Genomic DNA, 13,524 nt, shown 5'->3' on the forward strand with positions numbered 1-13,524 from the left:
AGAGTCCCCCGCTCCTTTTGGTTTATGTTTCTCTGAATCCTTCGCCTTGTACGTCGTGCACATCGCTAATAATTACGAACGCGTGTGGATCAACCGATTTTACCAGTAAACTAAGACGGCGAATTTCCTGCCTTGAAACTACACAGTACACCATATGTTTGGCTTGCTTAGAATACGCACCGATTGCGGGGATAAGTGTTACCCCTCGTTCTAGTTCAGCAGTTATTAGATCAGCAATTTGAGGTGCCTCATCACTAATGATTGTAAAAGCTTTGGCGGCATAAGCACCTTCTTGGATAAAATCGATGACACGCGATGCGATAAACACTGCAACGAGTGTGTATAGAATTTTTTCTTTGGGAATATAGAAGATGGAAGAGCCGATAATGAAAATGTCGATGGCCAGAATAATCTGCCCCATGCTCCAGCCGAAATTCCGTCCCAGAATTCTTGCCACAATGTCTACACCACCTGTAGTGCCACCAAAACGGAATACAATCCCAAGCCCGGTTCCAAGTGTTACCCCTGCGTATAGCGCAGCAAGAATAAAGTCATGTTCGGTACTGAAAGGAACAATCCAACCAGCAGAGATCAATCTTTCGAAGATCCACAAGAAAAGGGACAAAGATCCGATTCCTACACCTGTGTATACAATTTGGCGGCCGCCTAGGACTTTCCAACCCAGCAGAAACAAGGGGAGATTGATTAGCAGTGTTGTTAAAAAGATTGGAATGTCAAAGGCATAATTCAGCAGCAGTGTGATTCCCGTTACGCCGCCTTCCATTAGTTGACTGGGAATGATGAAATACAGTAGTCCGAATGCATATACTGCGGTTCCGAGCATGATAGGGGCAACTGTTTTGCTGATTGAAATTACCTTGTTTGAATTCATAGAATCCCTCGTTAGGCCTTGTTAAGGCAGTTTTTCTTTTCCTATAATAAGTATACCTTTTCTTGCAGGTGTTAAAATATTCAAAAAAGATTTGTCTTCAAAACGTCTTTACGATAACATAGGGGCAAACAGAAGGCAAGATATACTGAGGGGGCAAAGAAACATTTTATGGACAAAAGTCTTGGTGACATTCAGCGTGAAGTAGACGCTTATATATCGCAATTTAAAGAAGGATACTTCAGTCCGCTGTCTATGTTAGCCCGCATGTCCGAGGAAGTCGGAGAGTTGGCGCGGGAAGTCAATCATGAATTCGGTGAGAAGCCGAAGAAATCTGATGAAGCAGACAATTCTATTGAGCTTGAACTGGGAGATATTTTGTTTATTACTGTTTGTTTTGCAAATTCTCTTGGGATTGATCTGACTGAAGCACATAATAAGGTCATGCATAAGTTTAATACCCGAGACGCTGGTCGTTGGACACCAAAAGACACCGATTAGGCCTCTATAACATATGCTGTACCAAACGAACGGGATTTAGCCGTGAGGATGGTGAGGATATGGATCAAAGGGATTACGTAAGAGAAGCCTATCGCTCTATATTGCGTAGTGACTTTGCAGAAGCTATTGTTTGCTTTGAAGCCGCGATTGCAGCAAGTCCGGCTGATGCTGAAGTCAGATATCGTTGTTCCATAACGTATGCCCGCAGTGGTATGCTAGATAAAGCTTTAGTTCATGCTCAGGCGGCTATGAAGTTAGATGGCAGCAAACCTGAGTATAGTCTACATCTACAGCATCTTCAAGCTATGATGCATGTACAGGAAGCTAAGCGGTTGATAGAAGATGAAGATAACAAAACTCGTAACCCGTATCATCCGATTACGCTACTTAAAGAGGCCATCACCCTTGATCCATTATATGGGGATGCTTATGTATGGCTTGCCATCGCACATAGTCGGGTGAATGAACATATGCAGGCTATGGCCGCCTTGAAAGAAGTGATTTCTTTACATCCGGATGATTCTGGTTTGCGAGAATTGATGGCAGACCTTCAGAAATCCATACAATCGTATATGCAGTAACTATATAACTAGTGAAAGCGAGGATGAAAAGATATGAGCAACAAGATCAGAGTTATCGTATCCGGAGCAGGCGGGAGAATGGGTAAAGAGGTAGTTAAACTTGTGCTGCAGGACGAAGAGTTGGAGCTAGCGGCTGCGGTAGATCGTTCAACGATGGATATAGATGCAGGCCGTCTAGTAGGTCTCGAAGACTCAGGAGTTATTGTAACTTCAGATCTTGGGGCTGCCCTCGCGGGAAGCAACGGAGATGTTGTGGTCGATTTCACTACACCGCAATCAGCGTATATGAATACAGTGCTAGCCATTAAATATGGAGTGCGTCCGGTTATCGGTACAACCGGATTCACACCGGAGCAAATTTTGGAACTGGACAAGCAGTGTCAAGACCAGGGGATAGGTGGACTTATTGCTCCGAACTTCTCCATAGGGGCTATTCTGTTGATGAGATTTGCAGCTCAAGCTTCAAAATACTTTCCACATCTGGAGATTATCGAGTATCATGGTGACCAAAAACTGGATGCTCCATCCGGAACTGCAGTCAAAACAGCAGAGATGATTTCAGAAGTACGGGAAGAGCTTCGTCAAGGAAACCCTAAAGAAGAAGAAACGATTGAGGGTTCCCGTGGGGGTTATTATAACGGATTCCGGATACATAGTGTCCGTCTTCCTGGTGTGTTTGCCCAAGAAGAAGTGATTTTTGGTGGGTTCGGACAATCCTTAAAAATCCGGCATGATTCTTATGAGCGAGCAGGCTATATGCCAGGCGTTAAGATGGGTATTCAAAAGGTTATGGGATATACTGGCTTGATCTATGGATTTGAGCACTTTATAGAATAGACAGGGGAGAACACCATGTTAAAGATCGCATTTATTGCACATGATCGTAAAAAAGATGAAATCGTAAATTTTGTATTAGCTTATGAGCATGTATTTGTAGGTCATGAATTGTTTTCTACGGGGACTACAGGCCAACGGATCATGGATGTGACTAGCTTGAAGATTCATCGCTATATGTCAGGACCATTGGGTGGAGATCAGCAAATTGGGGCAATGGTAGCCCAGGATGAATTGGATCTTATTATTTTCTTGCGCGACCCATTAATGGCACAGCCACATGAACCAGATATTACAGCTTTACTTCGTCTATGTGACGTATATGGTATCCCTGTAGCAACGAATATCGCAACAGCTGAGGTGCTTGTGAAGGCGATTGATCGTGGTGACTTTGCTTGGCGTGAACTCGTCCATAAATACAAACCAGGTGTTGATGAATGAAGCTGGACATTCTTGTATTTGGGGCTCATGCGGATGATGCGGAGATCGGAATGGCAGGTACGATTGCGAAGCATACCGCTGCAGGACTAAAAGTAGGTCTGTGCGATTTAACAGCTGCGGAAATGTCCTCGAACGGTACTGTAGAGCTACGCAAGGAAGAGGCACAGCAAGCTGCTGATCTGCTTGGCGTGTCAGTGCGGACGAATTTGGGTTTATCTGACAGAGGGCTGTTTATAACAGAAGAGCATGTGGCCGCTGTGACAGCAGAAATTCGCCGGTTTGCTCCTGCGATTGTTTTTGCTCCTTATTGGGAAGATCGTCATCCGGATCATATTGCGTGCAGTAAGCTGGTAGAAGAGGCTGTTTTTAATGCTAAACTACGAAAATATATGCCGGACAAGCCGGCAGTTCCGGCTCCACAGCTGTTTTTTTATTTTATAAATGATCTAGGACGTACAGATCTTATTGTAGATGTAACTAAACAATATGGGATGAAGGAGCAGGCGTTGTCCTGCTATCGTTCCCAGTTCACCATGCCGCTCGGTGCCGATGCTGTATCCACACCGCTAACAGAAGGTTACATTGAACGTGTTCGTTCCAGAGACATGTTGCTTGGACAGCGGAGACTCATTCCCTATGCGGAAGGGTTTGCAACAAAAGTTCCTTATGCAGTAGATCTGTTCACTGCAGGGGATCAGACTATATAAGGTATAGAAGGGGACGGAATATGGATCGTTTGAAAATAGGCATCACTTGTTATCCGTCTCTTGGCGGCTCAGGCGTAGTAGCGACTGAATTAGGAAAACTCTTGGCCGAGAAGGGACATGAAGTTCATTTTATTACACACAGCATTCCGTTTCGGTTAGGAAAATTCCAGAAAAATATATTTTACCATGAGGTAGAGGTTAATGATTATTATGTATTTAAATATCCTCCTTATGATTTAGCACTTGCTACGAAGATGGCTCAGGTTGCCAAAATGCAGAATTTAGATCTGTTTCATGTTCATTACGCCGTTCCGCATGCTGTTTGTGCTTTCCTTGCTAAGCAGATGCTTGGTAATGATATAAAAGTTGTAACGACTTTGCATGGCACTGATATTACGGTACTTGGACAGGATGAATCGCTAAAAGATCTAATCCGTCTTGGAATTAATGAAAGTGATGCCGTAACAGCCGTATCGAAGGATCTCATTAGAGAAACACGAGAGGTGCTGGATATCACGCGCGAGATCGACCTTACTTATAATTTCGTTGATCATCGTGTCTATTATCCTCGGGATGTATCGAATCTGCGAGAAGATTTTGCTTCTCCTGAGGAGAAGATCTTGATGCACATCAGTAACTTCCGCCCAGTTAAAAGGGTAAGCGATGTTGTCGATATCTTTGCTAAAGTGAATCGTGAAAACCCTTCACGCCTGCTTCTTGTTGGTGAAGGGCCAGATCTTCCTAAGATTCAAGCTAAGATCAGTGAAATGGGTCTGGATGATAAAGTCCGCTTCTTAGGAAGACAGGATGAGATTGCTCAAGTTATATCGTTGGCTGATCTTCTTCTGTTACCTTCTGAGAAGGAAAGCTTTGGTCTGGTCGCCCTGGAAGCGATGGCCTGTGGCGTTCCGACTATAGGTTCCCAAACCGGAGGCATTCCGGAGCTCATAGAACATGGCAAGACAGGATTCATTGCTCCAATTGGTGATACAGAAACTATGGCGAAATATGCAATCAAACTCCTATCGGATGATCGTATGGTGGAGCAGTTCAGACAAGCTTGTCTGGAAACGGCCTGCAAAGATTTCTGTAAGGATTCGATTACAAGTCAGTATGAGGATATATATTACCGTGTGCTCGGGCGCAAGGTACCTAGACTGGATACAGTCAGGGGGTAAGGAGTTCGTAATGAAATGGAAAATGGCGCCATCAGCTATGGCTCTTGCGGCGGAAGATGTAATTTCTGAGCTAACTCAAAACGGCCATGAGGCTTTTTGGGTCGGAGGTTGCATTCGCGATGAGCTATTGGGTAGGCCAGTGCATGATATGGATATTACAACTTCAGCAGTGCCTGAGGAAGTGATAGCCATCTTCGCACGCAGTATTCCGACAGGGCTAGCACATGGGACGGTCACCGTGCTTCAGGATGGGCATGGATTTGAGGTGACGACATACCGGACTGAAAGCGGCTATGTCGATCATCGCCGTCCGGACCATGTTGAATTTGTTAGCGATGTGAAGGAAGATCTTCGCCGTCGTGATTTTACGATTAACGCGATATGCTGTGGGCTGGGTGGAGATTTGATTGATCCTTTCGGAGGTGAGAAGGATCTAGCTCTCCGTATGATCCGCTGTGTGGGTGATGCAGAGGAACGGTTCGATGAGGATGCGCTTCGCATGCTTCGCTGCGTTCGTTTCGCATCGGTGTTAGATTTCTCCATCGCGAAGAATACGTGGAGGGGGCTACTGCGCCAGCGAGATAAGCTGGCGCATATTGCTGTGGAGCGTGTCCGCGCGGAGCTGGACCGTATCGTAGAGGGGCCGCATCCTCGGCGCGGCCTTGCTATGCTAGCGCGCTGCGAGCTGCTAGCGCGCGGCAAAGCCCCGTTCCCCTGGAACGGAACCGATCTGGCGGCTGCTGCCGCCTTAACGGCCGGGATAGGGGAACTGGAGAGCGCCCATCTGCGGTGGGCGCTTCTCCTCCATGCCCTGAAGCAGTCGGCCCAGGAGGCCGATGAGCTGCTGCGGGCATGGACGTTCTCTGGGACGACGCGTACCAGCGTCGTCCAGGTGCTGCGGGTCCGCGAAGCTTGGACCGCTGCCCTGGAGGCAGTGCCACCGGGGGAACCGGGCGGCACGGATTTACTGCGGCGGCGCTGGATCGCCGCCGTGCTTACCTTCGGCGTGGAAGCCGCCGAAGGGTGGCTCTCGCTGCTGGCGATCCTGCCAGCAGATGCCCTTCCCGCTGCTGACAGAATCCCAGCGGTGCCTGCAAGAGACTGGATCGCACAAATGCCATTGAAGAGTCTCTCGGAGCTTGCTGTTACAGGCAATGAGTTGGCGGAAGCGCTTGAGAAACGTCCAGGACCTTGGCTTGGCAATATGCTGAGTGCACTTCTGCAGGCGACTGCTTCGGGAGATCTTCTTAACAATAAACAAGAATTGCTGCTTGAAGCAAAAAGGATGGATGGACATGAGCTATGAAAAAGCGCTGTCGCTAACCGGATTGAAGCAGGAAGCTTCTGATTCGAATTGGCTAGACAGAGTTCAGCTCCTAGAGTCTGTCGTATCTACTCAGGAGGAAGCCAAACGATTGGCGGAAAACGGTGCGCCAGAAGGAACAACCGTAATCGCTGAAGAACAGACCGGTGCTAGAGGGCGAATGGGTAGGAAATGGTTTTCTCCTCGTGGCAAAGGCATTTGGATGAGTATTGTATTGCGTCCGAATTTACCTTTGTTACAGACTCCTCAGTTAACACTGCTTGCTGGGGTTGCTGTCTGTAAGGCAATTCGCCGTGTAACTGGAGTAGACGCCGGGATTAAATGGCCAAATGATTTGCTTGCAGGCGGTCGAAAGATATGTGGAATTTTGCTCGAGTCTTCGCTAAGAGAAGGAGAGCTTCATTATTGCATCGCCGGGATTGGAATTTCTGCGAACTTGACTGAAGACGATTATCCTGATCACCTGAAGGAAGTAGCGACTTCTCTTCGGATTCAGCGGGGCGGTGTCCCTATTGACCGTTCGGAGCTGGTAAGAGCTGTATTGAATGAGTTAGAGCTGCATTACAATCTATACATGGAACAAGGTTTTAAACCTATCAAAGAGCTGTGGGAGTCGATGTCAGTTACTTTGGGTCGCCAAATCGCTCTGAATAGCCCTCAGGGACGCTCTGAAAGCATTGTGGTAGGTCTGGATGAGTTAGGTGGACTAATCCTTAAAAACAGCGCAGGAGAGATTTCAAGCGTATGCTCAGGTGAAATCGAGCTTTTATAAATCTTTTTTTATATGACAGGGTATCATCCCTTGTCATATTTTTTTCGTGTATTTCCGAGTCCTTTTTGTTATACTATGGGGCAGAGGCGGTATCGTTTTGCGAACTGTACTCTTGATCTTATGAACTTATAATGGTTTTATTATTGGAATCACCTTCATAACTGCGTTAGACGGTTACGTTGGATTCTGCTCTGAGCCGTAAGGACCGAGACAGAAGGGACGATCGCGAGTGACTCTTTTTTGCCCTTCGGACCTTTTTAGCAAATCGTTGCTAAAAGGTTTTTTTGTTGCGATTTTTACGGGGATGTAATTTCAAAAAGGAGGACGAAGAGAGAAATGGCAAACAATCAAGCGCTTAATATTGTGAAAATGAAAAAAATGAAAGCAGATGGTGAGCGGTTAAGCATGCTGACTGCTTATGATTACCCATCGGCTCTACTTGCTGAAGAAGCCGGTATCGATCTTATTCTGGTGGGTGACTCCCTGGGAAATGTGGTACTTGGATATGATACAACTTTACCTGTTACGATTGACGATATGGTCTACCACACTCGTTCAGTAACTCGGGGCGCACAAAAAACATTCATTGTGGCAGATATGCCATTTATGACCTACCACGGAAGTATAGATGAAACCTTGCGGGGTGTGCGCAGACTGATGCAGGAAGGGCGGGCTCATGCCGTCAAAATGGAAGGCGGTCTCGAAATTTGTGAGACTGTTACTGCGGTTGTAGCTGCGGGAGTTCCTGTGCTGGGGCATATTGGACTTACACCACAATCGGTAAATATGATTGGTGGCTACCGCATTCAAGGTAAGGACGCCAAAGATGCAAAACGTCTGATGAATGAAGCTAAAGCCCTTGAAGCGGCAGGTGCTTTTGCAGTGGTACTGGAGCTGGTGACAGAAGAAGTAGCACAAGCGATTTCTGAGGCACTGAGCATTCCGACCATTGGAATTGGTGCAGGCCGTTATTGCGACGGTCAGGTATTGGTTTTCCATGATTTGCTACGTTATGCCTCACCCTACCGTGAGAAACGTTTTGTCAAAACCTACGCGGATGTGGGTAATGTAATTCGTGAGGGTATCAGCCAATATGTACAAGAAGTGAAGGACCGTTCGTTCCCAGATGAAGGCCATGTTTTTAAGGCGGATGAAACCGTTCTGGAATCTTTATACGGCGGCGCCGGAAAGGATGGGGAATAAAATGAGAGTCGTCAGAAGCGTTAAGCAACTGCGCGAGGCCTTGGAATATATGAGACAAGGTGGGCATACCCCGATTGGGTTTGTTCCAACAATGGGATACCTGCATGAAGGACATGCCAGTCTGCTTCGGCGGGCAGGAGAAATGAGCAACACGGTCGTCATGAGCATATTTGTGAACCCGCTGCAGTTCGGACCGAATGAGGATTTTGATTCCTATCCGCGCGATGAAGAGCGTGATTTGGAGCTTGCGGAACGCGAAGGTGTCGATATTGTATTTATCCCCAGTGTGGAAGAAATGTATCCACAACCTACCCGGACTACTGTCTCGGTATCAGAGCTTACCACTCGACTTTGTGGGGCTTCGCGTCCAGGGCATTTTAATGGCGTAACAACAGTTGTTAATAAACTATTCAATATCGTGCAGCCAGATTATGCTTTCTTCGGGTTAAAGGATGCTCAGCAAGTAGCTGTACTCCGCCGAATGGTATCCGATTTGAATATGAATGTTGAAATTGTGCCTTGCCCTATCGTTCGTGAAGGAGATGGACTTGCACTAAGCTCGCGTAACGTATTCTTATCTCCGGAGGAACGTTCTCAAGCATTGGTGTTATCTCGTTCCTTACGTGAAGCACGTCAGGCCATTGAAGAAGGAAAAGTTACAACCGTTGCTGAAGTGCGGGAATTGTTGACATCGGTTGTATCCAGCTCACCTTTGGCGGTCATTGATTATGCGGAAATACTGACATTCCCTAATCTGGAAGGCTTAGAGAACGAAGTTTTATTAACGGATGTAAATGGGGAAATTATTATAGCGCTTGCCGTGAAGTTTGGCAGAACGCGCTTAATTGACAATAATGTATTTATTCCAAAGGAGGTTGCCGCTCTTGTTTAGACATATGATGAAATCCAAAATTCACCGGGCGACGGTGACAGAAGCGAATTTGAATTATGTGGGAAGTATTACCATTGATGAGAACTTAATGGAAGCGGCAGATATTCTTGAGAATGAAAAAGTGCAGATCGTGGATAACAATAATGGTTCACGGTTAGAAACCTATGTTATTCCAGGGCCTCGCGGCAGTGGTGTGATCTGCCTAAATGGTGCAGCTGCACGTCTTGTTCAACCGGGAGATACAGTAATTATTATTTCGTATGCGATGCTGTCTTCGGAAGAACTGGAGTCGCATAAGCCAACGGTGGTATTCGTGGATGAGAACAACAGACCTGTGAAGCTGGCTGATCATGAATTGCATGCTACAATCGCTTAAATTATGGACTTACGCCATGTAATGAATGGCAGGGATGAAAGACCCCGTTCTCGCAGAAAATGAAGTCAGGCAAGCTGAACTGATTTCATCTTCAGTAAGGGGGGATAGCCCATGTTTCAACATTTGTTTGCTGAAATGAACAAGGTGCTTCAGGAGATCGTAACAGATTACCCTACAGCGGAGGGTGCCCGCCGGAATGAGCTTTTATGCAATTATAATATGCTGCACCGACTTAGTGATAAAGTGATGGATGAATGGCTGGCCTTTGCTGAGAAGCTAAGTCACTTTCGTGAAAGTGTAGATTTTACGACTGTGGTTGAAGAGGAAGTGCCAGAGCAGGAAGCACCCGAGCTGTGCATGGATACTTTTGTTAGAGGTCAGGGGTATTATAAGCTGCTGATGTTTGGAAAATGTATTGAACAGTTTAAGGAAGTTATTGTGCAATATCCGGATAGCCTGGCTGCTCGATTATATTTAGCCATCTCTTACCTGCAGGAGGGGGAGGGGGAAGCTGCTTGGAGTCATCTGAACCATATGCTCGGTTTGGTACGGGAAACCAAGCTGAAGGCAATGGTTTATAACGCTTTAGGTTGCATCAGGGCCTCTCAAGAACGTTTCAATGAAGCGCGGGAGCTGTTTGGCCTTTCTTTGCAGCTTGACCCGGCACTTCCTGAACCAACCGTTAATTTGGAGGTTTGCCGCCGCCGAGGAGGTAAGCTTCATTTCGGAAATCAGCTTGTTTCATTATTGTAAATTATTACGTTTACGGTTTATTATTCCGCATTTTCATTCAAGCGATGCATCCCCTGAACCAGTGGTGTGCATCGCCTTTTTTCGCAACTTCTGTTATGCTGATTAAGAGTCTCAATTGAAAGGGAATAGAATTATAATGAAATTTGCCGTGCTTGATTTTGAAACAACGGGAACCCAATCCGTGGGTGAAATTATCCAGGTTGGCCTTGCAATTATAGAAGAAGACCGGTCCATCTCCCGGGTATATGGTTCCTACGTCAAGCCCGGAACGCCGATACCTCCTTTTATAACTGGTCTAACGGGGATTACCGACGATGATGTAAAGGATGCACCTGAGCTGGATGAGATGATGATGGAGCTTGTCCCACTCTTGGATGATGTTGTGCTTGTAGGGCATAATGTCGCATTCGACTTCCATTTTTTGCAAAATGCTTTAGACCGATGTGGGTATTTACCATTTCAAGGGCGGATTTTAGATACGATTGATTTTCTGAAAATCTGCTTTCCTTCCCTCACATCCTATCAACTAGGATCAGTTAGTGCACATTTTGGAGTGACGCATGATCGTCCGCATCAGGCAGACAGTGATGCACTCGCAACAGCTCTTGTATTGCTGAAATGTTTGGAGGAGCTCTACGATTTGCCTCTGCTGACGATCCAGAGACTCTGTGAGCTGTTTACGGAAGAGGATAGTGATCTTGGTTGGTATTTTGATGGTCTGCTGCGTGAACGGGAAGCGGAGACGCTTCAGCCCGAAGGTGATCTGACTTTCTATCGTCAATTAGCACTTGCTGTAGGAGACTGGAACGAATTAGCTCCACCTCGAGACGAGCATGCTGAGAATCCACTACACAATTTATCTTTTACAGATTATATGGATGAAGTAACGAAACGACTTAAAGAAACTTTGCCACAGTATGAAAGCCGAGAAGCTCAGGATATTATGATCAATGAGGTGATGACGGCACTTGCCGAAGATAAGCATTTATTGATCGAAGCAGGGACAGGAACCGGCAAATCCCTTGGTTATTTATTGCCTGCCATATACCAAAGCGTACGAACAAGTGAAAAAGTCATGGTCAGCACTCATACTATTAATCTGCAGGATCAATTGCGTGAGCGTGATATTCCTTTGTTAACACAGGTAGTTCCTTTTCCATTTAAAGCTGCAATTTTTAAGGGCAGAGGGCATTATTTGTGTCTTCGTAAGTTCGAACATAAAATTAATAAAAAAGACTTTATAAGTCCGAGGGAAGATGCGCTTACTGCGGCTCAGATGATCGTTTGGCTGACACAAAGTGAATCAGGAGATGACGAAGAGCTCAATCTAAGTGGACGTGGCGGAGATTTCTGGGAGACGGTGGCAAGCGATACCGATTCTTGTCTGGGTCGCTCCTGTCCTTGGTTCCGTAAGTGTTATTATCACCGGGCTAAGCATGAAGCTGGTATTGCAGACGTGGTCATTACGAACCACTCTAAGCTTTTCGCAGATGTTAAGGCTGGGCACCAGCTACTTCCGGCTTATGAACATCTTGTAATAGATGAGGCCCACCATCTGGAGGACGTGGCTGGCAAGCATTTAGGCATGCATATGAAGCATTTCACGGTGGCGCATACACTATCGCGTCTTTATAAGGATAGTCGAAATGGCCAACTTCCTACGCTGCGTCAAATGCTTCAGTCATCAGGCAGTGAGGAAGCTTCTGAATGGAGCGGAGTGATCGATAGAATCTATCCGGACCTGCTTACCGTAAAAGAAACCTGGGATCTGCTTAGTGATAAACTATTCAGCCTCTTGCCGGAACGTAGCGATGCAGCGGCGGGAGAAGCTGGACAGTTAGTCATGCGGCTACTTCCTACCCGTAAACCGAAAGATTGGGATGAATTGGTTGCTCTAGAGAATACTATGAATCTGACATTAAGCGAAATTATCCGTAAAGGTGATAAAATGCTTAATGAGATGCGAGATCAAGAAGGTCAATCTTCCTCAGATAGTCTAGTTACCGATATTAGCGGCTTATTTAAGGATTTAGCTTCTATACGTGAGCAAGTGCGGTTTTTTATGGGATTAAACGATGAGAATGTAGTATATTGGCTGGAGGCGAATGGGAATTATCGTAGTAAATCGCTACAGCTGTATGCCGTTCCTGTTGATGTTAGTACTCAGCTTAAGGAGCTGTTTTTCGACAAGAAGAAAAGTATCGTGCTAACTTCGGCGACACTCTCTGTCGACAAATCTTTCCAGTTTATGATTGATAATCTCGGACTTAATGAAGCTGCGGAAGAGGGGCGTCTGATGACATCACTCCTGCCTTCTCCCTTTAAGTATCGGGAGCAGGCGCTGTTAGTTATTCCCCGGGATTTCCCTAGTGTGAAGGGTAGTGTGGGCGATGCCCGATTTGTCGATACACTCGTACAGTCACTTGCAGAAGCAGCGATTACAACACGTGGGCGGATGCTTGTCCTGTTTACTTCTTACAAGATGCTACGTCAGGTTTACGATCCTCTGAAAGAGGCTCTGGCTTCACAAGAGATCGCGGTGCTAGGTCAAGGCGTGGAGGGGGGCAGCCGTAGCAAGCTGATCCGCCGTTTTCAGGATAGTGCAGCCTCTGTACTGTTAGGAACAAGCAGCTTTTGGGAGGGTGTAGATATTCCAGGTGAAGCATTAACATGCTTGGCGATCGTGAGGCTTCCATTTCAACCGCCAAACCACCCCCTAGCGGAAGCAAAGTCTGAGTTATTACAAGCCCAGAAAAAGAATCCGTTCATGAAGTTGTCTGTTCCTCAGGCGGTTATTCGCTTTAAGCAAGGATTTGGAAGGCTGGTACGGACAGCGCAAGATCGGGGTATTGTTATTGTGTATGACACAAGGGTGATTGAATCTCACTATGGGAAGTATTTCCTCTATTCGTTGCCTGGCCCGAAAATGGAGCATATGCTTACGGATCAAATGGTTCCTCGTATAGCGGAGTGGTTGGAAGACGGAGGCGTTTCTTGAAAAGAACGTCATCGATCTTATTAATCACTCTACAATGAAGGGCGGTATAAGAATACCGCTCTTCATTGAGACGAG

Annotated in this window: 14 protein-coding genes; 13 read left to right on the forward strand and 1 reads right to left on the reverse strand. The window is 46.3% G+C overall.

The genetic code is table 11. From position 1 onward, the window contains the following. Window positions 1-22: 22 nt before the first annotated feature. Complete coding sequence (locus L1028_RS04855; protein ID WP_234531921.1) at window positions 23-892, reverse strand: YitT family protein; 870 nt, start codon at window positions 890-892, stop codon at window positions 23-25. Window positions 893-1,060: 168 nt separating this feature from the next. Here L1028_RS04855 and L1028_RS04860 point away from each other — a divergent pair, with 168 nt between their 5' ends. The 13 genes from L1028_RS04860 to dinG all read left to right on the forward strand — a co-directional run bounded on the left by L1028_RS04860 (window position 1,061) and on the right by dinG (window position 13,449). Further along, window positions 1,061-1,390 carry a nucleotide pyrophosphohydrolase gene (locus L1028_RS04860; RefSeq protein WP_234531923.1) on the forward strand — a complete coding sequence of 110 codons (330 nt, stop codon included), beginning with the start codon at window positions 1,061-1,063 and terminating at the stop codon, window positions 1,388-1,390. A gap of 59 nt (window positions 1,391-1,449) precedes the next feature. Beyond that, entirely contained in the window at window positions 1,450-1,971 is a 522-nt protein-coding gene (locus L1028_RS04865; RefSeq protein ID WP_234531925.1) for a tetratricopeptide repeat protein, read from the forward strand. A 33-nt stretch (window positions 1,972-2,004) separates the two neighbouring features. Next, window positions 2,005-2,808 (forward strand): 4-hydroxy-tetrahydrodipicolinate reductase, encoded by an 804-nt coding sequence (gene dapB, locus L1028_RS04870; protein ID WP_234531933.1) that lies wholly within the window; start codon window positions 2,005-2,007, stop codon window positions 2,806-2,808. A 15-nt stretch (window positions 2,809-2,823) separates the two neighbouring features. Further along, window positions 2,824-3,246 (forward strand): methylglyoxal synthase, encoded by a 423-nt coding sequence (locus L1028_RS04875; RefSeq protein ID WP_042129517.1) that lies wholly within the window; start codon window positions 2,824-2,826, stop codon window positions 3,244-3,246. Continuing rightward, window positions 3,243-3,953 carry a bacillithiol biosynthesis deacetylase BshB1 gene (gene bshB1 / locus L1028_RS04880; protein WP_234531942.1) on the forward strand — a complete coding sequence of 237 codons (711 nt, stop codon included), beginning with the start codon at window positions 3,243-3,245 and terminating at the stop codon, window positions 3,951-3,953. Before L1028_RS04875 ends, bshB1 begins: the two co-directional genes overlap by 4 nt. Window positions 3,954-3,973: 20 nt before the next feature. After that, entirely contained in the window at window positions 3,974-5,131 is a 1,158-nt protein-coding gene (gene bshA, locus L1028_RS04885; protein ID WP_234531948.1) for an N-acetyl-alpha-D-glucosaminyl L-malate synthase BshA, read from the forward strand. A gap of 10 nt (window positions 5,132-5,141) precedes the next feature. After that, window positions 5,142-6,437 (forward strand): CCA tRNA nucleotidyltransferase, encoded by a 1,296-nt coding sequence (locus L1028_RS04890; protein ID WP_234531949.1) that lies wholly within the window; start codon window positions 5,142-5,144, stop codon window positions 6,435-6,437. Continuing rightward, the gene (locus tag L1028_RS04895) at window positions 6,427-7,227 is read left to right on the forward strand and encodes a biotin--[acetyl-CoA-carboxylase] ligase (protein WP_234531951.1); all 801 of its coding nucleotides are present in this window, start codon (window positions 6,427-6,429) and stop codon (window positions 7,225-7,227) included. The genes L1028_RS04890 and L1028_RS04895 overlap by 11 nt, the downstream gene beginning before the upstream one ends. 336 nt (window positions 7,228-7,563) lie before the next feature. Beyond that, window positions 7,564-8,430, forward strand: a complete 867-nt coding sequence (panB, locus tag L1028_RS04900) for a 3-methyl-2-oxobutanoate hydroxymethyltransferase (RefSeq protein WP_234531952.1) — start codon at window positions 7,564-7,566, stop codon at window positions 8,428-8,430. Window positions 8,431-8,479: 49 nt separating this feature from the next. Then, a complete protein-coding gene (gene panC / locus L1028_RS04905) occupies window positions 8,480-9,322 on the forward strand; it encodes a pantoate--beta-alanine ligase (protein ID WP_423803015.1) in 843 nt (280 codons plus the stop codon). Beyond that, window positions 9,315-9,698 carry an aspartate 1-decarboxylase gene (gene panD, locus L1028_RS04910; RefSeq protein WP_042129504.1) on the forward strand — a complete coding sequence of 128 codons (384 nt, stop codon included), beginning with the start codon at window positions 9,315-9,317 and terminating at the stop codon, window positions 9,696-9,698. Before panC ends, panD begins: the two co-directional genes overlap by 8 nt. A gap of 111 nt (window positions 9,699-9,809) precedes the next feature. After that, a complete protein-coding gene (locus L1028_RS04915) occupies window positions 9,810-10,451 on the forward strand; it encodes a tetratricopeptide repeat protein (RefSeq protein WP_234531958.1) in 642 nt (213 codons plus the stop codon). 136 nt (window positions 10,452-10,587) lie between these two features. After that, on the forward strand, window positions 10,588-13,449 hold the full coding sequence (gene dinG / locus L1028_RS04920; protein WP_234531959.1) for an ATP-dependent DNA helicase DinG: 2,862 nt from the start codon (window positions 10,588-10,590) through the stop codon (window positions 13,447-13,449). Window positions 13,450-13,524: the final 75 nt, after the last annotated feature.

The organism is Paenibacillus pseudetheri (assembly GCF_924513355.1).
GTDB lineage: Bacteria > Bacillota > Bacilli > Paenibacillales > Paenibacillaceae > Paenibacillus_AQ > Paenibacillus_AQ pseudetheri.

Excerpts from the sequence above, each read along its gene's own strand:
- L1028_RS04915 (WP_234531958.1), top strand. The coding sequence starts at position 9,810 with ATGTTTCAACATTTGTTTGCTGAAATGAACAAGGTGCTTCAGGAGATC.
- panC (WP_423803015.1), top strand. The coding sequence starts at position 8,480 with ATGAGACAAGGTGGGCATACCCCGATTGGGTTTGTTCCAACAATGGGA.
- bshA (WP_234531948.1), top strand. The coding sequence starts at position 3,974 with ATGGATCGTTTGAAAATAGGCATCACTTGTTATCCGTCTCTTGGCGGC.
- L1028_RS04860 (WP_234531923.1), top strand. The coding sequence starts at position 1,061 with ATGGACAAAAGTCTTGGTGACATTCAGCGTGAAGTAGACGCTTATATA.
- bshB1 (WP_234531942.1), top strand. The coding sequence starts at position 3,243 with ATGAAGCTGGACATTCTTGTATTTGGGGCTCATGCGGATGATGCGGAG.
- L1028_RS04875 (WP_042129517.1), top strand. The coding sequence starts at position 2,824 with ATGTTAAAGATCGCATTTATTGCACATGATCGTAAAAAAGATGAAATC.
- dapB (WP_234531933.1), top strand. The coding sequence starts at position 2,005 with ATGAGCAACAAGATCAGAGTTATCGTATCCGGAGCAGGCGGGAGAATG.
- L1028_RS04895 (WP_234531951.1), top strand. The coding sequence starts at position 6,427 with ATGAGCTATGAAAAAGCGCTGTCGCTAACCGGATTGAAGCAGGAAGCT.
- L1028_RS04890 (WP_234531949.1), top strand. The coding sequence starts at position 5,142 with ATGAAATGGAAAATGGCGCCATCAGCTATGGCTCTTGCGGCGGAAGAT.
- dinG (WP_234531959.1), top strand. The coding sequence starts at position 10,588 with ATGAAATTTGCCGTGCTTGATTTTGAAACAACGGGAACCCAATCCGTG.
- L1028_RS04855 (WP_234531921.1), bottom strand. The coding sequence starts at position 892 with ATGAATTCAAACAAGGTAATTTCAATCAGCAAAACAGTTGCCCCTATC.
- panB (WP_234531952.1), top strand. The coding sequence starts at position 7,564 with ATGGCAAACAATCAAGCGCTTAATATTGTGAAAATGAAAAAAATGAAA.
- L1028_RS04865 (WP_234531925.1), top strand. The coding sequence starts at position 1,450 with ATGGATCAAAGGGATTACGTAAGAGAAGCCTATCGCTCTATATTGCGT.